Source organism: Corynebacterium sp. LK10 (assembly GCF_008042455.1).
GTDB classification, from domain to species: Bacteria; Actinomycetota; Actinomycetes; order Mycobacteriales; family Mycobacteriaceae; genus Corynebacterium; species Corynebacterium jeikeium_D.
Window position 1 is genome coordinate 122,793 of the sequence record NZ_NOVT01000015.1, and the last position, 24,054, is coordinate 146,846.

22 protein-coding genes, 3 tRNA genes, 1 other RNA gene and 1 riboswitch are annotated in these 24,054 nt (G+C 61.6%); of the genes, 21 read left to right on the forward strand and 5 right to left on the reverse strand.

Translation table 11 applies throughout. The features are described 5' to 3' along the window. The first annotated feature begins 16 nt into the window (after window positions 1-16). Window positions 17-89, forward strand: a tRNA-Arg gene (locus tag CHU70_RS04985). A gap of 332 nt (window positions 90-421) precedes the next feature. Then, window positions 422-1,411, forward strand: a complete 990-nt coding sequence (locus tag CHU70_RS04990; protein ID WP_070595752.1) for an LLM class flavin-dependent oxidoreductase — start codon at window positions 422-424, stop codon at window positions 1,409-1,411. Window positions 1,412-1,460: 49 nt separating this feature from the next. Here the strand turns inward: CHU70_RS04990 and CHU70_RS04995 are convergent, their stop codons facing one another. Beyond that, complete coding sequence (locus CHU70_RS04995) at window positions 1,461-2,309, reverse strand: CoA transferase (RefSeq protein ID WP_049172453.1); 849 nt, start codon at window positions 2,307-2,309, stop codon at window positions 1,461-1,463. A 9-nt stretch (window positions 2,310-2,318) separates the two neighbouring features. Further along, window positions 2,319-3,344, reverse strand: coding sequence for a prephenate dehydrogenase (locus CHU70_RS05000; protein ID WP_049193868.1), 1,026 nt, complete (start codon window positions 3,342-3,344; stop codon window positions 2,319-2,321). A gap of 38 nt (window positions 3,345-3,382) precedes the next feature. Between CHU70_RS05000 and CHU70_RS05005 the strand changes: the two genes are divergently transcribed. The 3 genes from CHU70_RS05005 to CHU70_RS05015 all read left to right on the forward strand — a co-directional run bounded on the left by CHU70_RS05005 (window position 3,383) and on the right by CHU70_RS05015 (window position 4,822). After that, complete coding sequence (locus tag CHU70_RS05005; RefSeq protein WP_005510946.1) at window positions 3,383-3,940, forward strand: tRNA adenosine deaminase-associated protein; 558 nt, start codon at window positions 3,383-3,385, stop codon at window positions 3,938-3,940. After that, entirely contained in the window at window positions 3,882-4,496 is a 615-nt protein-coding gene (tadA, locus tag CHU70_RS05010) for a tRNA adenosine(34) deaminase TadA (protein WP_080985632.1), read from the forward strand. Before CHU70_RS05005 ends, tadA begins: the two co-directional genes overlap by 59 nt. 137 nt (window positions 4,497-4,633) lie before the next feature. Continuing rightward, the gene (locus tag CHU70_RS05015) at window positions 4,634-4,822 is read left to right on the forward strand and encodes a CsbD family protein (RefSeq protein WP_049193864.1); all 189 of its coding nucleotides are present in this window, start codon (window positions 4,634-4,636) and stop codon (window positions 4,820-4,822) included. A 108-nt stretch (window positions 4,823-4,930) separates the two neighbouring features. Here the strand turns inward: CHU70_RS05015 and CHU70_RS05020 are convergent, their stop codons facing one another. Next, on the reverse strand, window positions 4,931-5,911 hold the full coding sequence (locus CHU70_RS05020; RefSeq protein WP_049193862.1) for a diaminopimelate dehydrogenase: 981 nt from the start codon (window positions 5,909-5,911) through the stop codon (window positions 4,931-4,933). Between the two features lie 239 nt (window positions 5,912-6,150). Here CHU70_RS05020 and CHU70_RS05025 point away from each other — a divergent pair. The 5 genes from CHU70_RS05025 to CHU70_RS05045 all read left to right on the forward strand — a co-directional run bounded on the left by CHU70_RS05025 (window position 6,151) and on the right by CHU70_RS05045 (window position 12,997). Then, a tRNA-Ser gene (locus CHU70_RS05025) sits at window positions 6,151-6,241 on the forward strand. A gap of 424 nt (window positions 6,242-6,665) precedes the next feature. Next, the gene (locus CHU70_RS05030) at window positions 6,666-9,704 is read left to right on the forward strand and encodes an MMPL family transporter (RefSeq protein WP_147719251.1); all 3,039 of its coding nucleotides are present in this window, start codon (window positions 6,666-6,668) and stop codon (window positions 9,702-9,704) included. Between the two features lie 61 nt (window positions 9,705-9,765). Continuing rightward, window positions 9,766-11,067 (forward strand): tRNA guanosine(34) transglycosylase Tgt, encoded by a 1,302-nt coding sequence (gene tgt, locus CHU70_RS05035; protein ID WP_147719250.1) that lies wholly within the window; start codon window positions 9,766-9,768, stop codon window positions 11,065-11,067. A gap of 174 nt (window positions 11,068-11,241) precedes the next feature. Beyond that, window positions 11,242-12,204, forward strand: a complete 963-nt coding sequence (locus CHU70_RS05040) for an ABC transporter ATP-binding protein (RefSeq protein WP_187269756.1) — start codon at window positions 11,242-11,244, stop codon at window positions 12,202-12,204. A 13-nt stretch (window positions 12,205-12,217) separates the two neighbouring features. Further along, on the forward strand, window positions 12,218-12,997 hold the full coding sequence (locus tag CHU70_RS05045) for an ABC transporter permease (protein WP_147719248.1): 780 nt from the start codon (window positions 12,218-12,220) through the stop codon (window positions 12,995-12,997). Window positions 12,998-13,056: 59 nt separating this feature from the next. On the opposite strand, the gene CHU70_RS05050 is transcribed toward CHU70_RS05045, so the two are convergent. Together CHU70_RS05050 and CHU70_RS05055 are read right to left on the reverse strand one after the other, a co-directional pair. Beyond that, a complete protein-coding gene (locus tag CHU70_RS05050; protein WP_016421852.1) occupies window positions 13,057-13,833 on the reverse strand; it encodes a queuosine precursor transporter in 777 nt (258 codons plus the stop codon). Between the two features lie 126 nt (window positions 13,834-13,959). Further along, a complete protein-coding gene (locus tag CHU70_RS05055) occupies window positions 13,960-14,103 on the reverse strand; it encodes a hypothetical protein (protein WP_224783815.1) in 144 nt (47 codons plus the stop codon). Window positions 14,104-14,418: 315 nt separating this feature from the next. Here CHU70_RS05055 and gluQRS point away from each other — a divergent pair, with 315 nt between their 5' ends. The 11 genes from gluQRS (at window position 14,419) to ffs (ending at window position 24,021) form a co-directional block, all read left to right on the forward strand. Continuing rightward, complete coding sequence (gluQRS, locus tag CHU70_RS05060; RefSeq protein WP_147739781.1) at window positions 14,419-15,360, forward strand: tRNA glutamyl-Q(34) synthetase GluQRS; 942 nt, start codon at window positions 14,419-14,421, stop codon at window positions 15,358-15,360. A gap of 24 nt (window positions 15,361-15,384) precedes the next feature. Further along, the gene (locus tag CHU70_RS05065) at window positions 15,385-15,837 is read left to right on the forward strand and encodes a flavodoxin family protein (RefSeq protein ID WP_016421860.1); all 453 of its coding nucleotides are present in this window, start codon (window positions 15,385-15,387) and stop codon (window positions 15,835-15,837) included. A gap of 68 nt (window positions 15,838-15,905) precedes the next feature. Beyond that, entirely contained in the window at window positions 15,906-17,144 is a 1,239-nt protein-coding gene (locus tag CHU70_RS05070) for an Nramp family divalent metal transporter (RefSeq protein WP_070603633.1), read from the forward strand. A gap of 89 nt (window positions 17,145-17,233) precedes the next feature. Beyond that, a riboswitch (SAM riboswitch) is annotated at window positions 17,234-17,354 on the forward strand. 10 nt (window positions 17,355-17,364) lie between these two features. Beyond that, window positions 17,365-17,718, forward strand: a complete 354-nt coding sequence (locus CHU70_RS05075) for a hypothetical protein (protein WP_080969589.1) — start codon at window positions 17,365-17,367, stop codon at window positions 17,716-17,718. An 80-nt stretch (window positions 17,719-17,798) separates the two neighbouring features. Continuing rightward, window positions 17,799-19,319: an AMP nucleosidase gene (locus CHU70_RS05080; RefSeq protein ID WP_147719246.1), complete on the forward strand. Its 1,521-nt coding sequence runs from the start codon at window positions 17,799-17,801 to the stop codon at window positions 19,317-19,319. 120 nt (window positions 19,320-19,439) lie between these two features. Continuing rightward, window positions 19,440-20,618, forward strand: a complete 1,179-nt coding sequence (locus CHU70_RS05085; RefSeq protein ID WP_147719245.1) for an HNH endonuclease signature motif containing protein — start codon at window positions 19,440-19,442, stop codon at window positions 20,616-20,618. 37 nt (window positions 20,619-20,655) lie between these two features. Beyond that, the gene (locus CHU70_RS05090; protein ID WP_049172422.1) at window positions 20,656-20,865 is read left to right on the forward strand and encodes a heavy-metal-associated domain-containing protein; all 210 of its coding nucleotides are present in this window, start codon (window positions 20,656-20,658) and stop codon (window positions 20,863-20,865) included. Window positions 20,866-20,889: 24 nt separating this feature from the next. Beyond that, window positions 20,890-23,079: a cation-translocating P-type ATPase gene (locus tag CHU70_RS05095; RefSeq protein WP_147719244.1), complete on the forward strand. Its 2,190-nt coding sequence runs from the start codon at window positions 20,890-20,892 to the stop codon at window positions 23,077-23,079. A 13-nt stretch (window positions 23,080-23,092) separates the two neighbouring features. Further along, window positions 23,093-23,440 carry a metal-sensitive transcriptional regulator gene (locus CHU70_RS05100; RefSeq protein ID WP_016421867.1) on the forward strand — a complete coding sequence of 116 codons (348 nt, stop codon included), beginning with the start codon at window positions 23,093-23,095 and terminating at the stop codon, window positions 23,438-23,440. A 167-nt stretch (window positions 23,441-23,607) separates the two neighbouring features. Beyond that, window positions 23,608-23,693: transfer RNA gene (locus tag CHU70_RS05105), tRNA-Ser, on the forward strand. 233 nt (window positions 23,694-23,926) lie between these two features. Next, an RNA gene (gene ffs, locus CHU70_RS05110) (signal recognition particle sRNA small type) lies at window positions 23,927-24,021 on the forward strand. Window positions 24,022-24,054: the final 33 nt, after the last annotated feature.

The window sequence follows — 24,054 nt, forward strand, 5'->3', positions numbered from 1 at the left end:
TGAATAACAACAAAATGCGCCCGTAGCTCAACGGATAGAGCATCTGACTACGGATCAGAAGGTTAGGGGTTCGAATCCCTTCGGGCGCACAACGCAGACCCGCACCGGTAAGGTGCGGGTCTTTTTGTCTGCCCGACTTATCGATGGTTTTCCGGCACTTATGCGCGCGGTATTGGCTTTGCCTGCGCTCATATCGATGAGCTATTCACTTGTGGCCAGGCTATAGCTCATCGATATGTGAATACCTCATCGACAAGTGAATACCGCCCACGAGCCACCCATGAGCCCGTCCACCCGCAAGCCGCCCACGAGCCACCCATGAGCCACCCGCACCCAAACCCCAAAACCCAACCCCCAGCGCCTCAGTATTCGAAACATCTCAAACTCGCAATATCCGCCTAACGGTCTAGACTGTGGAACCATGATTCGTACTGAGTCCATTCTTGACCTCGCTACCGTAGCCTCGGGGCAGTCCCACGCCGACGCCCTGCAGGGCTCCATCGATTTGGCGCAGACAGCGGAAAGGGCTGGTTATCAGCGTATTTGGTACGCAGAGCACCACAATATGAACTCCATCGCGTCCTCGTCGCCGGCAGTTCTTATCGCAGCCGTGGCTGCAAAAACCGAGAGCATCACCCTCGGCTCCGGCGGCGTCATGCTGCCGAATCATGCACCGCTGACGGTCGCGGAGCAGTTCGGCACGCTCGCGAACCTGTACCCGAATCGCATCGAGCTGGGGCTTGGCCGCGCTCCGGGCACTGACCAGGCCACTATGCGTGCGCTGCGTCGTGACCCGCGCTCTTCTGATTCCTTCCCGCAGGATGTGCAGGAGCTGCGCGGTTACCTCTCCGACGAGTCGCTGATTAAGGGCATCAACGCGATTCCGGGCCGCGGCACCCACGTGCCGCTGTACATCCTGGGCTCCTCGCTCTTTGGTGCTCAGCTCGCGGCGGCGCTCGGCTTGCCGTACGCGTTTGCTTCGCACTTCGCGCCGGACGCGCTTCGCGATGCCATCGCGGTCTACCGCGAGCAGTTCCAGCCTTCTGAGCAGCTGGATAAGCCGTACGCTTTTGCGGCCATGAACGTGATTGCGTCGGAAAGCGAAGAGGATGCGCAGCAGCAGTACTTCGCTACCCGCAGGAACATGGTCAGGCGGTTCCTCAGCCGCGGTGGTCACCACCTCACCGACGATGAGGCAGAGATTCTGATGGATACCCCGCAGGGGCGCCAGGTGCAGAATATGTTCCGTCATACGGCAGTCGGCACGGTGGCACAGGTGCGTGAGCAGATTGCGCAGTTCGGTGAGTACTCGGCGGCGGATGAGCTGATCGTGGCTCATCAGTCGTTGAAGGTTCCTGACCGACTGCGTTCGGTGGAGCTCACCGCGGAGGCCACGGGGCTGACCGCGTAAGGCTCCAGGCCCAGGAGTACGTCGAGGCACGCGGCCTTAAGTCGCCCTCTTACTCCACCGCAGCCAGTGGCAGCGCCTTTTCGCTGGCAAGCTGCATGATTTCGGCGTTGGTGCGCTCGCGGAGGAAATCCGCAAGTTCCTCGCGGTTGCTCGCGCCAGTGGCCTCGGTCAGGGCGGCGGCAAAGTGCGGCTCCAGCGCTGCCACGGCCACGTAGCCGTCGGCGCTGGGGTAGAGGCCGTACGTCCACAGGCCGCCACCGAGTAGTCCGCCGGGCGCCGTCATGCCGTACTTCAGCGGCGCGGCACCGGCCTCGCCCGCCTGCTTTAGGCCGATGCGGCAGTGCAGTCCAGGCTGCTTTACGACGTCCGCCCCAGCACCCGCCCGCTTAATCAACCCGGCAAGGGCAGCGGTGACCGCAAAGTGCGCGCCCAGAATGTCGCCCAACAGCACCGGCGGCATCGCCGGAGGCGTGAGGGTTCCGGCCTCCGCCTGGTAGGTCAGGTCATGGCCAGGGGTTTCTGGAGCTTCGGTATCACCGACAATGTCGATATGTACCGGCCCATTCGGGCGCTCGTGGAGGCCCGCCAGCCCCATGCGTTCCAGCGCGGAGGGGCGAACCGAGGTGATGACCACATCGGCCTCATCGATCAGCGAGCTCAGCTGTGCGCGACCCTCATTGCTCTTCAGATCCGCCTGGATAATCTCGTGACCTGCGGACATAGCTTCATACCAGGAGCGGCCGAAGGCGCCGAGCGGATCGCCTGTTGGTGGCTCGACCTTAATCACCCGGGCGCCTAGCTGGCCCAAGTGCTGAGCGGCCAGTGGTCCCGGTACGTTAATGGCGAAGTTGACGACAGTGATGCCTGCGAGGCTGGTGTGCAGCTCGGGGGAAAACATAGTTCCACACTAGAACACATCTATCTGTCCGCCGACGCTTTCGGCCAACTTCAACTGGTTGATCCAGCCGCCCTCGCCGACGCGCAGTCGGAAAATCGGGCGGTGAGCAGGGCGGGCCTCGTAGCGGACACGGGCAATCTGACCGGTTTTGGCCAGGTCCATAGCGGTTCCCTCGGTGGCCAACTGGGTGCGCGCGGCGGTGAGGCGCTCGATGACGTCGTCAAGCGCGGTGAGCACGGGTTCGGTGTTGTTCTCACACCAGGACATGACCATGTCAGGAGCAGCGGCGGCGACGCGGGTGCAGTCGCGGAAAGAGCCGGCTGCAAGCGAAATGGCCAGGGGGCCACCGGCTTCACCGGCGGCGGCAATTGCGTAGGCCGCTAGGTGGGGCATGTGGGAGATGCGGGCGACACTGGCATCGTGGTGATCGCTCAGCGCTGGAATGAGTTGACTGCCAAGAGCTGCTCCCAAGTTGGCGACCTGCGAAAAGACTTCAATCCACCGCTCCGGGACGGGCTTGCCTGCAGCGTCGGCAGCAGCTGCCAGGTCGTAGGTGATGACCCAGGGGGCGCCGTCGAAAAGCCCTTCGAGCGTGGCGGACCAGCCCGCCTGCGCGGAACCCGCCATTGGGTGCGCGCCGACGAAGCGTTCCTCCATCCCGCGAGCGGAGACCTCGGCGGCGACGGCCGCCTTCACGGAGACCACATCCGTGATGCCACAGCTGGGGGCGTGCTCGTTGATCGCGTCGAGCATCGTGCCGACGACTGTCATGGGGGTGCCAATTACGATGAGCGCGCGACTGGCCTCAGCGCGTTCGAGCGTGGCTTGAAGATCTGTACTGGCGTCGAATCCCTCCTTCGTGGCTTCCTCGACCGTCGTGGACGAGCGATTCCAACCGAAGCATTCGACGTTGTGGGCCCGCAGATCGCGCATCATGGAGCCACCGATGAGGCCCAAACCGAGGATGCATACCGCGGGTAGTTGTGCAGCTGACAGGGAGGACGAAGCAGGGGAGGGGGACTCGAAATTGCTCACCTGACAAGCATGACATACAGCGACTAGCGTTGTGGGTTATGAGCACGACCTTTTCCGGAGGGTACACCTCCGATGACGACCGCTCCTTCGCGGTTGCCGTAACTATGGGGGAGCGCGGTTGGCGCGTCGTCGATCTTGGGGACGACGCCACCGATTCCCTCGCTGACGCTGCACAGGCGCTGCGCAATCTGCGTTCGGAACGCGCCGCTGTCGGAATGCTCAATATCGACGACGATTACTTCATTCTCGTGCGCCAGGGCGTTGGGTCGCTGCGCGTTGTGCTTTCCGACGCCACCGCCGCCGTCACCGACGACATTGCGGCAGATGTGTTCGACGAGCTGGATCTGGATATCCCCGACCTCGACGAGGACGAGCTCGACGATGTCGACGCCTGGGCCGAAGGAGATATGGATATCCTCGCTGACCTGGGCTGTTCGGAGGAAGCCCTGGAGTCCATCTGTGACGATCAGTCGCTGTGGGCGTCCGAGCAGCTTCTGGCCATCGCCGAGGAGCTGGGGTGCGCCGAGGAGCTCGCCGATGTCGCCGACCTGGATTACGACGGTGACGATGACGACTACGACCCCTATGACGACTAACCCTGACAAAGGTCATCTGACCGGGCGGCCAAGCGCCCTTGCGGCCAGCCAGCCAGCTGGTCGGCCAAGCGCCCTGCCCCGTCGAAAACAGGACATTCTCGACGAAGAGTGGATGCGCCTGGCTATCGCCGAAGCTGCTCACACGGCCCCCGGGGATGTGCCGGTGGGAGCTGTGGTCGTGGATGCCGAGGGCAGGGTTGTGGGTCGGGGCTCGAACCGTCGGGAAGCGGATGGTGACCCACTTGCCCACGCCGAAGTCATTGCGTTGCGCGAGGCCACCCGCGCTGTTGGTGACGGCTGGCGGCTGGAGCAGTGCACGTTGGTCGTGACACTTGAGCCGTGCGTGATGTGTGCCGGCGCGTGCGTCATGGGGCGCGTGGGGCGCGTGGTCTTCGGCGCGTGGTCGCCCAAGACCGGCGCGTGCGGCTCCATCGCCGATGTCATCCGCGATCCCGCCCATGCATTCACGCCGCAGGTGCGCGGGGGTGTGCTTGCCGACGAATGCTCCGTTTACCTGCGCGAATTCTTCGAACGGCAACGGCAGTCGGGAGCGTGAGCGGGGTCACAGTTAGGTCACAATTCCCGCTGTGGCCGTGACGAGCCTCCATTTTCACGTACCGTCGGAACTAGTGGGGCTGCTAGACGGTGGCTCTATAGAAATAGATTAAGTCGTTTACATGGGAGGCTTACATAATGAGCGAGCTGCAGAACAAGGCCGACGAGTTGGGCGGCAAGGTTAAGGAAGCTGCCGGCGACGCCGTTGGCAATGACGACCTGTCAAACCAGGGCAAGGGCGAGCAGGCTGCGTCCAAGGTCAAGCAGGGTGCTGAGGACCTGAAGGACAAGGCTACTGAGGCCTTGGGCAAGCTGACTGACAAGTAAAGCGCTTAGCTTTCGGGTAGAGATAACCCCAACCTTCTCCGCTTCTGATGTGCGGAGACGGTTGGGGTTCTTTGTGTTTCGATGGCCGGCTGTCAGCGTTGGGGCTGGCTACAGCTTCTGAGCCACTAGGTCATCCAGTGGTTCGGCGGACAGTAGGTACGGGGCGATCTCGAAGACGGTACGGGCACCAGTCTCGCCAGCCTGCTTCAGGCGGTAGGCAGCGCGACCGTAGGCAACCTGGACGGCTGCGGTGAAGTCGGGGTTGCGCTCCAGTTCGAGACCGAACTCGATGACGTGGCCGGAGGTACCGGCCTGGCCACGGGTAATGACCTGGCCGCCGTGCGGCATGCCCTGGTGGTCGCGGTCGAACTCCTCTTCAGAGATGAAGTCCACGATGGTCTCGTATGGGGCAAAGTAATCCGGCATGGTCACGATGGTTTCGCGGATCTGCTCCTTGAGCTTGGCGTCCTCCTCGGCGTTGCCGGTCTCTTCAGCGACGACGAAGCAGTGGCGCAGGTGGCACTCGTTACCCTTCAGGTCTGCGCCCTCGCCCTTCTTCACGGCCTCGATAGCTTCCGGGTTCGGCTTGGTGTACTGGACACCCTTCTTCACTCCCGGCACACGACGCACGGCATCGGAGTGGCCCTGCGACAGGCCCGGCCCCCAGAAGGTCATCTGGTCTGCGCCCGGCAGGATGGCAGCGCCCAGGACGCGGTTCAGGGAGAACAGGCCCGGGTCCCAACCGGTCGAGATCATGGCGATGTTGTCACCCTCACGAGCGGAGGCGTCCATGGCCGCGCGGTGCTTCGGAATCTCGTGGTGGTTGTCGTAGGTGTCGACCGTCGTAAAGTTCTTTGCCAGCTCAGGGGCCTGCTCCGGGACATCGGTGGCCGAGCCGAGGCACACGAACAGCACGTCTACCTCGTCCTTGTACTTTTCGACATCCGCAGCCGGGAGCACGCGGGCCTCAGTGTCCAGCGAATCGCGACGGGAGAAAACACCGACGAGTTCCATATCCGGCTGGTCGGCAATGACCTTTTCGACGCTGCGGCCCAAGTTGCCGTAGCCGATGATGGCGGAACGAATCATGAGGGAGAACCCTTTCTGTGTGGCTGCACTTCTGTGTTTAAGTTTCTAGATTTCAAGCTACAGACTATTCCTTCATATCTCAGCGGGCGTTGGCCACCCCGAAGAGCGCGGTGGTTTACGTGGATGGTGCAGTAGATGGAGTGATTTGGGATGGCGGGGGTTGTGGTTCTGTGCGGACAGCTGAGCCTTCTGACCTGGGGATTTGGTAGATAAAGGGGCTACCTGTAACGTTTTCTAGCGGTGACGTGTCCGAGCGGCCGAAGGTGAAGCACTCGAAATGCTTTGTGCGGTAACCCCGTACCGAGGGTTCAAATCCCTCCGTCACCGCCAATAAACCCCCGGTGGTTCCTTTAAGTAGGAGCCTCGGGGGTTTTGCATTTAATCGGCCCTGATTGCCTGAGTGCGGTGTGTGCGGGGGAGGTGCCCGTCGTAAAGCGGTGAATGGTGAGGCACCCGACCTGGAGTGCCTAAATCACAAAAATAACATCAGTAACACACACCCCATTGTTCACGTTTATCCGGGAAGTCCGCTACTCTTAGCAAAAGTATTTCCGGTTTTTATGTCGTGCCCGCCCTCAATGACCATGTCAGCGCCAGAGTTGATGTTGGCCAATCCGGGGTGGTCGCTAGCATCGGAGTAGCGAAGAGGCTTCAAACTGCAGGTGGAGTCCGAGGGAGTGCTTGGTTAGTGCGAACTTGGGGAAGCTGCAGTTGGGGCGGTCCAGGCGAATATTAGACGTAAGGGAAACTTGACATGGCAAAGGCCTTGTTCAAACTCGGCAGGTTCTCCTACCTGCATAAATGGACTGTGATCATCGCGTGGTTCCTGATTTTGGCGGGGCTGGGCGGTGCAGTTGCCGCATTCCAGAAGGGATTCATCGACCAGTTCTCGATCCCCGGCATGCCGTCGGCAACGGCTTCGCACGTGATTGAGGAAAAGTTCCCCGATGTTCCGAACCCAATTCGAGAGCAGCGTATCTATGTCGCCTTCGAGGCCCCGGAGGGGCAGAGGCTCGATGACCCACAGAATAAAGAAGCTGTTGACCAGGTCATTAACGGCATCCGCGACAATGTCGGCCAAATCTCCGATGATTTGCAACTTCACAACCCGGTAGACCTCAATCCGAAGATGCAGGCGATGGTCAAGGAACAGGGCATGGCCGCCGGCCTGCCCAAGGATGTTGCCGAGGCCGATGCCAATGCCCTGCGTACCGTGTCCGATGACGGTCGCTACGGTATTTCCACCTTCGTTTTCGACGCCAAGATGCCGCAGGACATCGAACCGGAGAATATGCAGGCGCTTCTCGACGCAATGCAGGCCGGTCGTGACGCCGGTATCAAGGTCGAGGCCTCTGGCCCGGGCATGCAGCCCGCGATTGAGGTAGCTCCGACCTCGGAGATTATCGGTGTGACCGTGGCATTTATCGTGCTGGTTGTCACCTTCGGATCTCTGGTCGCTTCGTTCCTGCCTATTGTGACGGCGGTAGTGGGCATTATCATCGGTGTCTTCGGCGTGACATTGATGACCGCATTCACCGACGTCAACTCGATTACCCCGGTACTTGCCGTCATGTTCGGCCTGGCTGTCGGTATTGACTACGCACTGTTCATCCTCTCTCGCTACAGGGCAGAAAGAGCCCGAGGGATGACCAACGAAGACGCCATCGGCATGGCTACCGGTACGGCTGGCTCCGCTGTGGTTTTCGCCGGCCTCACCGTGATTGTCGCTTTGGCAGCGCTGACGGTCGCCAAGGTGCCGTTCATGTCTCTGATGGGTATTTCGGCGGCAATTACGGTGGCCTTCACAGTGCTGGTCTCTCTGACCCTGCTGCCGGCAGTTATGTCTCTGCTGGGCGACAAGGTCTTCGCTGGTCGCGTGCCCGGTGTTGCTGGCAACCCCTCGCGTAACCCGCGCAAGGAACGTCGCTCTTCCTTCTTCGGTGAGATGACGATGGGGCGACGTTGGGTCACTTTCGTGCACAAGGCCCCAGGGTTGTTCCTGGTCGGCTGTATCGTCTTGCTGTTGGCATTGGCCTACCCGGCCATGCACTTGAAGCTGGCGCTGCCGTCCGACTCTACTGCGGCTAAGGACAGCACGAACCGCAAGGCCATCACCATGATTGAAGAGGGCTTCGGTGCGGGACGTAACTCTCAGCTCATCATTATTGCCAAGTCGGACGATGTGAAGCCCGATGCACCGGTGCTCAAACCACTTATCGAGTCCCTGAGACAGACCAACCCGGAACTCTCTGACATCGAGGCCGCCCGCAAGGCTTCCTATAGTTACGCTGTCGACCAGTTCAAATCCAACGTCGGTGTCGAGCACATCCAGATGATTGGCATGAATCATGACGGCACTGCGGTCAAGATGATTATGACCCCGAAGTCGGGTCCACTCGATCCCGCGACCAAGCAGCTGATGAACGCGGTGCGCGATCAGCAGAAGCAGATTGAGCAAACCACCGGCCTATTCACCGGTGTCACTGGTCTGGTTCCTATTGAAATTGACATCACCGACCGCCTCCAGGGCGCAATGCCGCTCTACTTGGGCGTTGTCGTGGGTCTGGCAGTGATCCTGCTGCTGATGATTTTCCGTTCCCTGATGGTGCCGTTGACTGCGGGTGTGGGCTTCTTGCTCTCTGTCGCAGCCGCATTCGGTGTCACAGTGGCATTTTTCCAGGACGGCCTCTGGGGCGTGATTAGCACTCCGGGTCCGCTGGTCAGCTTTGTGCCAATCTTCCTCATCGGCGTGACGTTCGGTTTGGCCATGGACTATCAGGTCTTCCTGGTTTCCCGCATGCGCGAGCATTACACCCACAACAAGGGTGAATCCTCACCAGAGTCGAAGTACAACGCGGTCGAAGAATCGGTCGTTGAGGGCTTTACTCTCGGCGCTCGTGTGGTCACTGCCGCTGCGATTATTATGATCTCCGTCTTCGCGGCTTTCGCCGGGCAGCCCCTGGCGATTATTAAGGTATTCGGCTTCGCGCTGGGTGCCGCAGTGCTTTTCGACGCCTTCGTTATTCGCATGACCTTCATCCCGGCATCCATGTTCCTGCTTGGCCGCGCTACGTGGTACATGCCGAAGTGGCTGGACAAGGTGTTGCCTTCTGTGGATGTCGAAGGCTCTGCCCTGGAAGAGGTTTCCGAGGAGCTGGTGGAGAAGGGCCGCCGCGAGCGTATGGCTCGCGGTGAGTCCCTGTTGCCCGAAAGCGAAGGTGCTGGGCGTGGCTTTGGCGACACGGACGCTGACGAGGACGAAACAGACAGTGCCGATGGTGAAGTTGGTGCTGGTGCAGCCGCTGCGGCGGGCGCGGCGGGCGCGGCGGGCGCAGCAGGTGGTACCGCTGTGGCGGTTGCGACCAAGAAGCGTAACCGCTGGATTCCGAAGCGGAAGAAGGCAAAGCTGGAAGAGCTTGAGCCCGCTGACCAGGCGGAGCAGGCCGAACAGCCGGAGCGCTCTGACCAGGCTGAGCGAGCCGAACCGTCCGCCCCGACGGCACCAGCTGAGCCGGAGCAGGCCGAACAGCCGGAGAAGCCGACACAGCCGGAGCCGACAGAACAGCTCATGCAGTCCGCGCCAGCTGAACCAACTGACGCCCAGCCGAACCCGGAAAATGCTAAGGACATCGAGGTCCGCCCGTACTTCAGCCCGGCTCGTAAGCGGAAGAAGATTACGGTTGCGGAACTGATGAAGCGCGAAGGACTCGAAGAGGAAGCGCCACGTCGTAGCCGCGCCGTGTGGGACCCGGAAAACGCTGCCCAACCCGAGGAAAATGACAGCGCTGAGTAACTTGCGAATAGCACCCAGGTAACCTCAATGCATTAGCACTGGACCACAACCAAGGAGCTTCATGTCGCAGTCGAGGACGACGGGCTTTGACGTCGTAAAGCAAATCGAAGGCGCGCGCGGACGTGCTGGCACCATCCACACCCCGCATGGCGATATTGCTACGCCGGCGTTCATTCCGGTCGGCACGAAGGCGACCGTGAAGACGCTCACGCCAGAGCAGGTGCGGTCCACGGGCGCGCAGGCGATGCTGTCGAACGCATACCACCTGTACCTGCAGCCCGGCGAGGAGATCGTCGACCAGGCCGGCGGGTTGGCAAAGTTCTCCAACTGGAACGGCCCGACATACACCGACTCCGGCGGATTCCAGGTGCTCAGCCTCGGCGCGGGCTTTAAAAAGACCCTCGCGATGGACGTCACCGGCATGCAGAAAGACGACATCGTCGCCGAGGGCAAAGAGCGCAACGCGTTCGTCGACGAGGACGGCGTGACTTTCCGCTCGCACATCGATGGCTCCGAGCACCGCTTCACGCCGGAGGTGTCCATGCGTATTCAGCACGCGCTGGGCGCAGACATCATGATGGCATTTGACGAGCTCACCACGCTCATGAACACCCGCGGCTACCAGGAGGCATCCGTCGAGCGCACGCACCGCTGGGCGCGCCGGTGCCTGGAGGCTCACAACGAGCTGACGATTTCGCGCGGTCAGGTCGACGGGCACGTCCATTCGCTTGACGACGGCCAGTTGCCCATCCAGCAGTTATTCGGCGTCGTGCAGGGTGCGCAGTACGAAGACCTGCGCCGCAAGGCCGCTCGTGGGCTAGTCGAGCTCTCCCGCGAGTTCGAGGACGCGGGCCAGCTCGGTTTCCACGGCTATGGCATTGGTGGGGCGATTGAGAAGCAGAATCTGGGCTTGATCTGCGGTTGGGTCAACGACGAGCTTCCCGACGACCGCGCCCGCCACCTGCTGGGGATTTCCGAGCCGGACGATATTTTCGCCGCTGTCGAGGCCGGTGCCGACACCTTTGACTGCGTGGCTCCGACCAGGCTTGCCCGCCGTGGTGGTGTGTACACGCTCGATGGCCGGATGACCTTGACGAATGCCCGCTTCAAGAACGACTTCCGCCCCGTGGATGCGGAGGTGCCCTCCTACACTTCGCTGAATTATTCCCGGGCCTACCTGCATCATCTGTTGAAGGCCAAGGAGTACCTGGCTGGCACGCTGTGCACGATTCACAACCTGTTTTTCATGGTGCAGCTGGTGGAGAACATTCGCGCTGCGATCCTGGAGGACCGGTTCTTCGAGTATCGCGATGAGTTCATGGGCCGCTACTACGCCAACGGTGGCCGTGCAGTGGGGAATTAGGCGCTGGGTTGGGGCTCTGCTCTTACCTTTTCGCACTTCACGACACCTACGTCACCTCGTGCCAGCTGTGGAGGTGGCATGAGGTGACACCCGTGGCGTGAAGTGGAGGGAGCAACCGGAAAGGCCCCAAAACTAGACCTAGCTCTACTGCGCGAGGCAGTCTCAACCGGCATCATGGAGGACATGATCACGGTTGAACGACTCAGCAAGAAGTACGGTTCGAAATTAGCCGTCGATGACCTGTCCTTCACCGTTCCCGACGGTGTAGTGACAGGTTTTCTCGGCCCAAATGGCTCCGGCAAGTCCACCACCATGCGCTGCATGCTGGGCCTCGATACCCCGACCACGGGCCAGGCCTTGTTCACCGGGACGGATTCCCAGGGCAACACCTACAGCAACCAGCCCTTTTCCACGCTGAAGAATAAGCCCAGCATCGCCGGCGCAATTCTGGATGCCGGTTGGCACAACAAAGCTCGTTCGGGCCGCTCTCATCTGCGGGCCCTCGCCCGCGGCGCTGGCATCCCCGACACCCGCGTGGAGGAGTGCCTCGAGCAGGTCGGCATGACTGAAGCCGCGAAGGACAAGGTCGGCGGCTACTCGCTGGGTATGAAGCAGCGTCTGGGAGTGGCGGCGGCTCTGCTCGGCAAGCCGCAGCATCTGATCTTGGATGAGCCGGTCAACGGCTTGGACCCGGAAGGCGTCTCGTGGATGCGCCACACCATCAAGGCCCTGGCAGCACAGGGCTGCGCTGTTCTCGTGTCGTCGCACCTCCTTTCCGAGATGCAACTCACCGCCGACCGTATCGTCGTCATCGGCCGCGGCCGCATGATTGGCGAGTACAGCATGGATGAATTCCTCGCCGACGGCACGGTCGTCGAAGTTGAGGTCGATGATCCGGCTCGGCTGCTGCAGGCGTTGGGGCCGGTGGCGCGTGGGGTTGACGTCGATAAGCAATTGCGCATTCCGCTTTACGACGGCATCAGCGAGCAGCAACTCCGCCGCGACATTGCGGCTGCTGCTCTGCGTGAGGGGCTGCTCGTGACGCGGTTGAACACGAAGCGCGACAATCTGGAGGAGAAGTTCCTGGCTGCGACCCAGGACTCGCAGGAGTACCGCGCGCAGGCGATTGGGCAGTAGGGGAGTGACTGAGATGAGTTTTGGAAACGCTTTGCGGTCGGAATGGACGAAGCTGGCCAGCCTGCGTGGCACGTGGGTGTATGTGGTGCTGTTGGTGGGCTCGATAGCTGGGCCGATGGTGGCTTTCAGCATGGCGGCCGATGATGGCTCGACCGCCGATTGGTCGTTGTTGCTGTTGGGGACGGTGATCTTCAACATGATTGTGATTGCCTTTGGCGGCTCTACCCTGGCGGGTGAGTACAACGATCAGATGAATGCGCATGCGTTCTTGACGCAGGACCGAAGGAGCCTGTGGCTGTCCGCGCGGATGACGCTGACCCTTGTGCTGATTGCTGTCTGTTGGGTCATTGGTGTGGCGCTTGCTTGGCTATCGGTGACGGTTTCCCCGCGCGTGGAGTTCAAGGGCGGCGACGCTGCCACGGACATGCTCGCCGGAGTGCTTGGCTTTGTAGTGTTTGGACTAATCGCGATGTCGCTGGGAGTGCTGACGCGCTCGCGCGTGGCCGCTGTCGCTATTCCGCTGGTGTGGATTCTGGTGGTGGAAAGCATGCTGGAGTTCGCGGCGCTGGCGTATGCGATTTTCCGGCCACTGTGGCTGGTCACGCCGGGTGCACGCATTCAGCAGTTGTCGACGCAATTGGGCGGTCTGATGGCAAATCCGGAGAATCCACGCATCGGGTTTGAGGCCGGCATGACGCAGCCGATGTGGTTCAACATCGTGGTGCTGGTGGCCTGGATTGTTGTGGCTGTTGGCGTTGCTCATTGGGTCAATGCCAAACGGGATGTGAAGTAAAAGCAAAAAGTGCCGCGACTACTCGCTTCTCAGGCGAGGTCGCGGCACTTTTTTCGTCGTTAAGCGGGAACGCGCGTGTCGTAGTAGCCTTCGCGGCGCTTGACCCACGCGATGACGGCGTAGGTGACTGGCATGACTACAATCTCGACGGCGGTCTTCCAGATGAAGCCGACGATGACGTAGTTGACGAAGGTACCCCAGGTATCGATGCCGATAGCGGTGGCGGCGATGGAGCAGAAGATGAGCGTATCGACGAACTCGCCAACCACAGTCGAGCCCATCAGTCGCGCCCAGAGAGCCTTTTCACCAGTGCGCTTCTTAATGGCGTTGAGCGACCAGGCGTTGAGCAGCTGACCGACGACATAACCGGCCAGACCTGCGAGAACAAGCTGCGGGACGGTGCCCAGCACAGTGGCGAAGGCTTCCTGATTCTCGTACCACGGTGCCGCCGGGAGCTTGATGGCGGCAAAGAAGCAGAGCATTGCGCCGGCGAGGATGGCGAAACCGGTCCACACGGTGCGGCGGGTGGCTTTGTAGCCATAGCACTCGGAAAGCACGTCGCCGATGACGTAGCTCAAGGGGAAGAGGAAGAAGGCACCGTCGGTGGCCAGGCCGAAGATTTCCACGCCCTTGGTGGCGGTGATGTTGGAGACAATCAGCACGCCAATGAAAATGGCCGTGAACATCGGGTACAGCGATTTCGGTACCGGGATGTGGCGTGGCGTGGTTGCTGTGGAGTCGGACTTAGTTGCGTTCTCGGGCGCGTGCGAGGTGCTCACAGCGGCAGCCTCGGCGTTGCCCGGCCCAGACTTGGGCAGGTTTTCGTTATTTGTCACGGGAGGGAATGTTACCTGCCGCTTAGGGCTCCAAGCGAGCGCCGATGAAGTCTTCGAGGCCGACTCTGCCTCTCATCCTCTAACTCCTGTGGGTTTGAGTCCGCAGGAGTTAGAGGATGAGCGGGTTTAATTATTTGTTTTCTTAGCTCCACGCTTACTGCGCATTCCGTTAACAATAAATGTAAAACAGCTTACAATCAGGCTGGCAAGAGCGATTAAGCAGTAGAGCAGCGCGCGATCTGTCTTTGCCGTAATAGCTGCTGTACTCATAACGGCAGTCTGGTTAGCTAGTTTGCTCAATGTGTACATCCCATTTGCGATGCCCAGGAGACAGAGGAGGCTCACGACTAGTCCGATAATGGAAATCGATGCTAGCCAATTTACGCGCAAACGTGATGACATTGTTCTCCTCTAAAAGATCCGCTTACAAAAAGTCACGCATACATTAACCCTTGATTTTATTGAGAGGTCATGAATGCCTTTCGAGTAATAGATGAATTTCCTCCAAGATGATTTGAATTATTCAACCGGAGATCTTTCCCCAAGATTTCAACTATCATCTTGGGGTCTCGCTAACATATTCCTGTGACCAGTTCCCAACGGTTGACTAATTCCACTTTACCCACCGGCCGCTACGCCCCTTCGCCGACCGGTCGGCTGCACCTGGGAAACCTGCGCACCGCGGTTCTCGCCTGGGCGCACGCCCGCGCGCAGGGCGGTCGCTTCATCGTGCGTATCGAAGATATCGACCGCCAGCGCTCCCGCCCCGAGTATGAGGCGCAGCAGCTCGCCGATCTCGAGGCCATCGGCATAGACTGGGATGGCGCCCCGGTCCGCCAGTCAGAACGCTCTGACCTGTATGAATCCGCGCTCGCCGACCTCACGCAACGCGGCCTGACTTATCCCTGCTTCTGCACGCGCCGTGAAATCCTCGCCGCCTCCTCCGCGCCGCATGGCGTGCCAGGGCAGTATCCCGGCACGTGCCGTTCGCTTGACGACGAGCACCTCTCCGCGAAAAAGGCCGAATTTGCGGCGGCGGGGAGAAGGCCGTCGATACGCCTGAAATCGCAGGTGAGTGAGGGGGCCGCGACCGATGAGCTGTATGGCGAGATTGCCGCTCCGATCGATGACTTTGTCCTTCAGCGTGCCGATGGCATGTGGGCCTACAACCTCGCGGTCGTCGTCGATGATGCCGAGCAGGGTATCACTGAAGTCGTGCGTGGTGATGACCTGATGTCCTCCGCCCCGCGCCAGACGTACTTGGCTGGTCTTTTGGGGTATGCGGCGCCTTCGTTCGTGCACGTGCCACTGGTGGTGAACTCTAAGGGGCGCCGATTGTCCAAGCGGGATGGCGACGTGACTCTCGGCGAGGTGTCCGTGGAGGCGGCGCAGCGGTGGATTTTGGATTCGCTGAGTGGCGGTAACGGTAGTGATGGTGGCGGGGGCGTAGAGCTCGACTCCATCGCTGACCTCCCGGAAGCCCTGCGTGCGGGTCTGGAAATTCCTCGCGAACAGGTGATTTTCTAGGGGCCGCTTCGTTACCCTCGGGACATGCCTACTCTTCTAGTCGTCCACCATTCCCCGACCCCGCTCCTGCAGGAGGTCTTAAGTCACGCGCTCGAGGGCGCCAACGATCCCGCGCTAGAGGGCGTGGATGTCAAGGTTGTCGAGGCTCTCGACGCCACCATCGATGACCTGACCAGCGCTGACGCTATCCTGCTCGGCACCTCCGCCAACTTTGGATACATCTCCGGCGCGCTCAAGCACTTCTTCGACACCACCTTCCGGGAGGCGCAGGAAGTTACCAAGGGGCTGCCATTTTCCTACTGGATCCGCGGCGGCTTCGACACCACCGGGGCGGAAAACGCCATGAAAACCATCACGACCGGCTACAAGTGGGAGCTTGCGGCCGAGCCCGTCGTGTTTGTCGGTTCGCTTGACGACGACATCTCCGACCGCCTGGTAAATCTCGGTGGCACCATGGCTGCCCAAATTTTGGGCTGATTGAAGATTTAGTGTCGAGGCCGTGAAATAATGGCCGGGTGAATGATTCAGGGGCACAAGGGTCGCAAGTGACGTCGTCAAGCGAGAAAAACCGCAAGCCCATGATGAGTCTGCTGGGGCCTGCTTTTGTGGCAGCGATTGCCTACGTGGACCCCGGAAATGTGGCTGCGAACCTGTCCGCGGGCGCGAGCTACGGGTATCTGCTGCTGTGGGTGTTGGTGGTGTCCAACCTCATGGCGATGGTTGTGCAGTACCTGTCGGCGAAGTACGGCCTGGTGACGGGGCGGTCGCTGACCGAAGGTGTCGCCGACCGCTTCGGTTCGAACCGGCCGGGGCGGCTGGCGTACTGGGTGCAGGCCGAGATTGTGGCGGCAGCGACGGATGTGGCGGAAATTATTGGTGGCGCCACGGCGCTGTACCTGCTCTTTGGGACGCCGATGCTGCTTGGCGGTGTCATTGTTGGCGTGGTCTCGCTGGGGCTGTTGTTGCTTCAGGGTGGGCGTTCGCAACGCACTTTTGAGGGCGTGATTGTGGCGTTCCTGCTGGTCATTACGGTGGGGTTCCTGGCCGGGCTGTTTGTCACGGGCCTGAGTCTCGGGGAGATGGCCAGCGGAATTCTGCCGCGCTTCCAAGGCGCGCACACCGTGGTGCTGGCGGCGTCCATGCTGGGCGCGACCGTGATGCCGCATGCGGTCTACCTGCACTCCGGGCTGGTGCGCGACCGCGAGTACAAGGTGGAAGATGACTCCTCGCTGCGCCAGCACCTACGGGCCACGCGTATCGATGTCTTCGGTGCCCTCGTGCTGGCTGGGTCGGTGAATATCGGCATGCTGTGTCTCGCGGCCGAAGCACTTCCGGGAGTGGAGGGGACTGACTCCATCGAAGGCGCTCACGCTGCCGTGACCAGCGTGCTTGGCCCCGTGGTGGGCGTGCTCTTCGGCGTTGGGTTGTTGGCCTCCGGGCTGGCGTCGTCCTCTGTCGGTTGCTACGCCGGTGACCTGATTATGCGCGACCTGCTGAAGGTGCACGTGCCGTTGCTGGTGCGCCGAATAGTCACCATCATTCCGGCGCTGCTCATTATCGCCAGCGGCGTGGAGCCGACGTGGGCGCTGGTGCTCAGTCAGGTGGTGCTGTCGATTGGCATCCCGTTTGCGCTGGTCCCGCTGGTGCGCATGACCTCCTCGCGTGCCGAGATGGGCATCTGGGCCAACACCCCACTACTGCGCCGGGTCGCGTGGGTTATCTGCGGGCTCATCATCGCGCTCAACGTGGCGCTGGTGGTCCTGGTGCTGACGGGGAAGGGGTAGCTTCCGGGAGGGGGAGGTGGGGGCCTCGTCGTAAAGCGTGCGGGAGATGGTAGACAAAGCTGTCTAGTTGGTGTTAGGGTGGGCGGCACGATCACAAGATATCGACGAGAAATGGCCTTTGACAGCGTCGATAGGCAACCGCCCGATTCGCGGACCCGGTGCCCCAAAGGAAGATCAGCCCCACAGACCGCCTGCGGGGAAGAGCGAATAGGAGCGCCAAATGCACACCTCAATAAGCGACGTCCACATCATCCACCTCAGCCGTCACACCGCTGACCTTCTCGTCGACGGCCGACCCGTCGCCATCCGACTGCAAGAAGTCGACATCGACCCCCACTCCCGGAATCTCGTCCAACTACCCGTCGACCCCGCCTTCTACGCCACCCTCCGCGGCCAACAACGCGCCGACTACCTCAGCGCCCACGTCCGCGACGGCGTGCGCTACGGCCGCATCCTCTGGCACGAGCTTGACGACGGTCGCCACTTCCTCACCATCCCCACCATCGGCGGCTACCACGTGCACCAGGTCTTTGAGGTCCGCCGCAGCCGCGAAGGAGTGTGGAGCCGGCACTGAGCTGCTGGTTTCGTGCGCGTGCCTGGCGTGATGAGCGCGGCGCGGATGCGCGCGGGAACCTCTCCGCCTAGCCTTGGGCTATGCAGGTACGAGACTCCGCAACACCCCCGTTCTGGCCCACCGAAGGCGAAGGCGACTTCTACACCGACGCCGCCGCAGCCGTCGACCGGCTCACCGAAATCCACCGGGCAGGGATGGCCTACCTAGTCGAGCAGTACACCGCCGCCACCGAAGGAAATTCCGGGAGTGGGCCGGTGCGCGCCTACTACCCCGAACTACGCTTCACCGTCCCGGCCGGCAGCGCCGTCGAGGATGTCGACCCCTCCCTGTCACACGGCTTCGTCGACCGTCCGGGAGTGTATGCCACCACCATCACCCGCCCGGTGATGTTCCGCACCTACCTCATCGAGCAAATTACCGACCTGCTCACCAACCACGGCGGCGAAGTCGAGGTGCGCGTCTCCGACCAGCCCATCCCACTCCGGATGTGCCGCGGATTCGACGCGGCCGCCGAGGAAGCGGCGGGGAGGGAAGGGGCGTCGGCAAGCATGCTGGCGGCAGTGGAGAAGACGTTTACCCCCATCGACTCCGCCAGCATCGACGACACCATCGCCGACGGCGAAGCCGACTACCTGGGCCTGCTCATCAAACCCTTGAGCCTCTTTACCGCCCAGCGCATCGACCTCGCCCTCCAGCGCCTCGAGCACTACACCGGGTCGCACGCCGCAAACATCCAGCGCTTCGTGCTATTTACCAACTACCAGCTGCACACGGACGTGTTCCTCGAATACGCCGCCACCCTCACTCCCGGAAATCCGCACGGGTACACGGCGCTGGCGTGCCCGGGTGGGCAGCGCTACGACATCGGCGCCATCCCCACTCCCGGAATTTGCCGCCAGCACGCGCACGCCTCGCAGATGCCGGCGTACCACTTGCTTCGCGACGACCAATGCGGCATCACCATCATCGACATCGGCGTCGGCCCCTCCAATGCCAAAACCATCACCGACTGCCTCGCCGTCACGCGCCCGCACTGCTGGATGATGGTCGGGCACTGCGCCGGCCTCGACGGTCGCATGCGCATCGGCGACATGATTCTCGCCAACGGCTACGACCGCGCCGACGGAGTCCTCGACAACTACGTGCCCCTGGAAAAACCGATCCCGCCAATTGCGGAAATTCAGCTCGCTGTCACTAACGCGCTCGCCCGCGTCTCCGGACTCACCGGCGACGAACTGAAAAAGCGCCTGCGCACCGGCACCGTGCTGTCGACCTCCGACCGCAACTGGGAGTGGCGCTCCCAGACCGACCTCTACCGAGAGCTGCAGAAATCCACCGCCATCGGCGTCGAAATGGAATCCGCCACCATCGCCGCCAACGGCTACCGCTTCCGCGTGCCCTACGGCGCGCTACTCAGCGTCTCCGACATGCCGCTGCACGACAAACCCAAACTCCCGAAATCCGCCCGCGAGTTCTACCAGTCCTCCAAGGAAGAGCACCTCATGGCCGCTGTGCGCGCGTGCGAGGACATGGCCGCGGCTCCCGACACCCTCCACTCCCGGAAGTTGCGACGGCCGGTGGGAGAGGTCGCGTTCCGGTAGGGCATTTTCGGGAGTGCGTCGTCAAGCCCGTTTGTGCAGATTGTGCATGCTTTACGACGGCTGTGGACAACGCCAAAAAGCGATTGAAGCCGCCCACTCCCGGAAACTAGCCTTAGCCCCATGACGACATTGGGACTGCTCAGCGCGCTGGCGACACGGGGTATTGACGTGCTCGCCGACCTGCGCGCCGCACTCCCGGAAAAATCCACCGGGCACCGGGAGTTGGCGGCCAGCATCGGCTTCGACCCCTTCCGCCTCAAGCGCCTGTTGCGCTGTGCCGAGCGGCTGTTCGGCACCGTCGAGGGCGATGTTGACGTCGAATCCCGCGACAAGGCCGTCGCGATCGCCCGGGAGCTGAAGCTGTCGCTGGACACGGTCATGCAGATCGACAAGCGCTCCGGGCAGCTCAACAACGTCGAAATCCGGGAGTACTACCGCCTGGACTTCACCCGCGCCGCCGCGGCCTACGACTTCGAGGGCCTCGACACCTACATGCGCACCAAGGTCAAGGATCTCAACCGCACCGACGAGCCGCCGCAGCACCTGCGCGCCCACGTCTCCCGGAATCCGGACATCCGTGGGATGAAGCATCTGCAGGTCACCGGTCCGGCGAACATGATTGACGACCTGGTCGCGCCGCTGACCGTGCGCGCAGCCGAAATCGCCAAAGCGCACGAGGATTACACCCGGGATCGGTGTGTCGGTCAGGCGCTGGCAGAACGCCTGGCGCACGGGTCGGCGGGGCCGCTTGACGACGTCGATAAGCTCCGTTACCAGCCCGCGCTCATCGTAACCGCGCAAGACATCGTGGAGTACAGCCCGCGGTTTGCGGCGACCTCCAACGGCTCCGTCCTCACTCCCGGGCAATTCGTCGAGGCATTGCTCGCGGAAACCGGCTGGGTGCTGGTCTACGACGAGCACAACACGCCGACCGACCTACTCCCGATGCACAACCCGCGCCTGGCGACGGAGGAACAGCGTATCGCGATGATCCTCGACAATCCCATCTGCGCGTGGCCCGGGTGCCCGCGCCCCGCCCACGCCGGGCAGGCCCATCACCTGGTCGCCAGGAAAAACGGCGGCGCCACGACCATGGAAAACATGGTCATGACCTGCAAAGAACACAACGCCGCCAACGACGACGACAGACAAGGCCTCAACGGGCACCTCGAGCGTGACGACGGTTCCGGTGCGGTATACCGTCACCCGCCGTCTCCGCACGCGCCGCCTGAATTCAACCTTGCCTTCCCGACGGCTCTCGCTGGGCGGGCCTACTCGGGCTACCGTCAGCGCGAATAGCTTTACAGATATACCCGTAGGGGGTATATGTTGGGGTATGGCTAATCAAACTTTTACTGTTACTGGCATGACATGCGGACACTGCGAGGCATCGGTGCGGGAGGAAGTCTCTGAACTCCCGGGAATCACCGATGTCCAGGTTGACCGCTCCCGGAATTTCCTTTCCGTGACCTCGGATGCAGACATTGACACTGCTGCCGTAATCGCAGCAGTGGATGAAGCTGGTTACAAGGCGGTCGCAAACTAACCCCCAAAAAAAAGAGGAAAGTAGATGTCCGAGCAGCAACTTCTCACTCTTAATATCCCCGTCGGCGGGATGACGTGTGCGTCGTGCGCAAACCGTATTCAACGCAAGCTGAACAAACTTGATGGAGTTAACGCGAGCGTGAACTATGCGACCGAGAAGGCGCATGTGGAGGCGCCGGCGGACATCAACCCGCAGCAACTCATCGACACGATCGTGGCGGCGGGTTACACCGCTGAGCTTCCGAGGGAAGAGACCGCAGAGGAACCGGGAGCTGCTCCCGAAGAAAAAGACCGGGAGCTGCAGGACCTGCGCAATCGCGTCGTCGGCGCTGTCATCCTCACGGTTCCCGTCATCGCGATGTCGATGATTCCTGCCCTCCAATTCACTAATTGGCAGTGGCTGTGCCTCACGCTCTCGGCGCCGGTCTTTGTGTGGGCCGGCTGGCCGTTCCATCGCGCGACACTGAAGAATCTGCGTCATGGCGAGGTCACCATGGACACGCTGATCACTATGGGGACGACCGCTTCGTTCCTCTGGAGTGTGTGGGCGTTGTTCTTCGGGCGTGCCGGGCTGCCGGGGCTCAAGCACGAGTTCCACTTCACGGTCACTCCTGGTGATGCCGATATGAACATCTACCTCGAGGCGATGGCCGGCATCATCATGTTTGTGCTGATTGGTCGTTACTTCGAGAAGCGCTCCAAGCGCAACGCCGGTCAGGCACTCCGGGAGTTGATGAAGCTTGGCGCCAAGGATGTCTCCGTTCTCGAAAGTTCGGGAGTGGAGAAGCGGCTGCCCGTGGAACAGCTCCGTCCGGGAGTGGTGTTCGTCGTTAGGCCTGGTGAGAAGATCGCGACGGACGGCGTTGTCGTGGAGGGCGCGTCGGCGGTGGATGCGTCGATGCTGACCGGCGAACCGATGCCTGTCGAGGTCGGCCCTGGCGATGAGGTGACGGGAGCGACAATCAATACGTCAGGGCGGCTGCTCGTGCGGGCGACGCGCGTGGGCTCGGAGACGCAGTTGGCGCAGATGGCGGCGATGGTCGAGGCGGCGCAGACGGGTAAGGCGCCGGTGCAGCGGCTGGCGGATCGGGTTTCGGGAGTGTTCGTGCCCGCCGTCATCGTGATCGCCGCGGTCACGCTGGGCGCGTGGTTGTTTACGGGGCACGGCGCGAGTGAGGCGGTCACGGCCGCGGTCGCCGTGCTCATCATCGCGTGCCCGTGTGCGCTTGGCTTAGCGACGCCCACAGCGCTCCTGGTCGGCACGAGTGAAGGCGCCAAGGCTGGTGTGCTGCTGCGTGGCCCGGAGGTGCTGGAGTCGGCGCGGAAGGTCGCCACGGTTGTGCTGGATAAGACCGGCACGGTGACTACGGGTGTGATGGAGTTGACGGAGGTCCCTCCCACTCCCGAAAATCTGCTGCCGCTTGCCGCTTCGGTGGAGGCGGCGTCGCATCACCCGATTGCGCAGGCTATTGTGCGTGCGGCGGATCCGGATTCTCTACTCCCGGTTTCGGATTTCCGGGATATTCCGGGAGTGGGGGTTGAAGGCACCGTGGATGGCCACCGCATCGAGGTCGGCCGCTCCGGGGAAAATTCCGGGAGTGGGGGGACGGTGGTTGCGGTGCGCCGCGACGGCGAGCTCCTGGGCACGTTGGAGGTGTCGGATTCGGTGAAGCCGACGTCGGCGGCTGCGGTCGCGAAATTCCGGGAGTGGGGGGTGCGGCCGATTCTGCTGACCGGCGACGCCGCCGGCCCGGCGTTTCGGGTCGCAGATGAGGTCGGTATTGCTCGCGAGGATGTGATTTCGGGAGTGATGCCGGAGGATAAGGTCGCGACGATTGAGAAGTTGCAGGCTGGCGGCGCGTGTGTGGCGATGGTCGGCGATGGCATCAATGATGCTGCGGCTCTTGCGCAGGCGGATTTGGGCATGGCGATGGGCACGGGCACCGATGTGGCGATGGAGGCTGCGGATATCACGCTGGTGCGTGGTGATCTGTTGGCGGCTGCGGATGCGCTGCGGTTGTCACGCCGGACGCTCCGCACGATTCGTTCGAATCTTTTTTGGGCGTTTTTCTACAACGTTTTGGCAATTCCTGTCGCCGCGCTGGGGTTGTTGAATCCGATGTTGGCTGGCGCTGCGATGGCGTTTTCGTCGGTTTTTGTGGTCGGCAACAGTCTGCGTCTGCGCGGTTTTTCTCCGAGTCAACCAGATAGTTAAAAAGGAGTAACTCATGAGTGAGTCTTGTTGTTCGTCGCAATCGCATTCGCTTGACGACGATTCTTGCTGCCATGACACCACTGATCCCGGTTACCTCGCGGAGAAGCGGCGTTATGAGTCCCGTATCCGTCGCATTGAAGGGCAGGTTCGTGGCATTGGTCGGATGATTGAGAACGAAGAGTACTGTATCGATGTTTTGACCCAGATTTCGGCGGTGAATTCGGCGTTGAAGTCGTTGGCGTTAACTCTTCTGGATGCTCACCTTCATCACTGTGTGGTGCATGCGGCTGAGGGCGGCCCGGAGGAGTTGGACGCCAAGCTGGAGGAGGCCTCGGCGGCGATTGCTCGGCTGGCTAAGTAACTCCCGGAAAAATTCCGGGAGTGGGGGGCGAAACAGCATTCGGCAACCGGAGTTGGTTGCTGTTGGTTGCACCGGTTGCGCGGGAGTGTCGCTTAAATGCCTCGTTTTCCCAGGTAGGGGGCGCGTTTTGGGAAAATGGGGTTTGTTGGGTAGTCTTTAACGACGTTGGAGGATTCGACTAGCGGCCTATGTCACACGCCTGGAACGCGTGCGGGAGTCACATCCCTCGTGGGTTCAAATCCCACATCCTCCGCAGAGTGAAGACCCCCGGTTTACGCCGGGGGTTTTCTTGTATTTATGCAGGTGAGTGGATTTGCAGTGTATGCCGGGGGCTGCGGGGAGGCGGGGAACTGTCATGAATGCTGTCACGAAACTGGTGACGAATCCGTGGTGGCAACGCCCTGATTAGTGTGGCAGTTCTTCGCTGAACGGTGCGGCGAGCGCTAGCAGTGTGACTTTTTGCGTGGGCCTGTAGTAGGCTGTCTTCACGGATCCCATGTGGCGTCCATCTCGTGAACTCCCCCAGGGCAGGAATGCAGCAAGGGTCAGCGAGCTCTGACGGGTGCGTGGGGTCCCCTTTTTTTTTATCCCCGGCGTTCTTCTGGCACTTATGG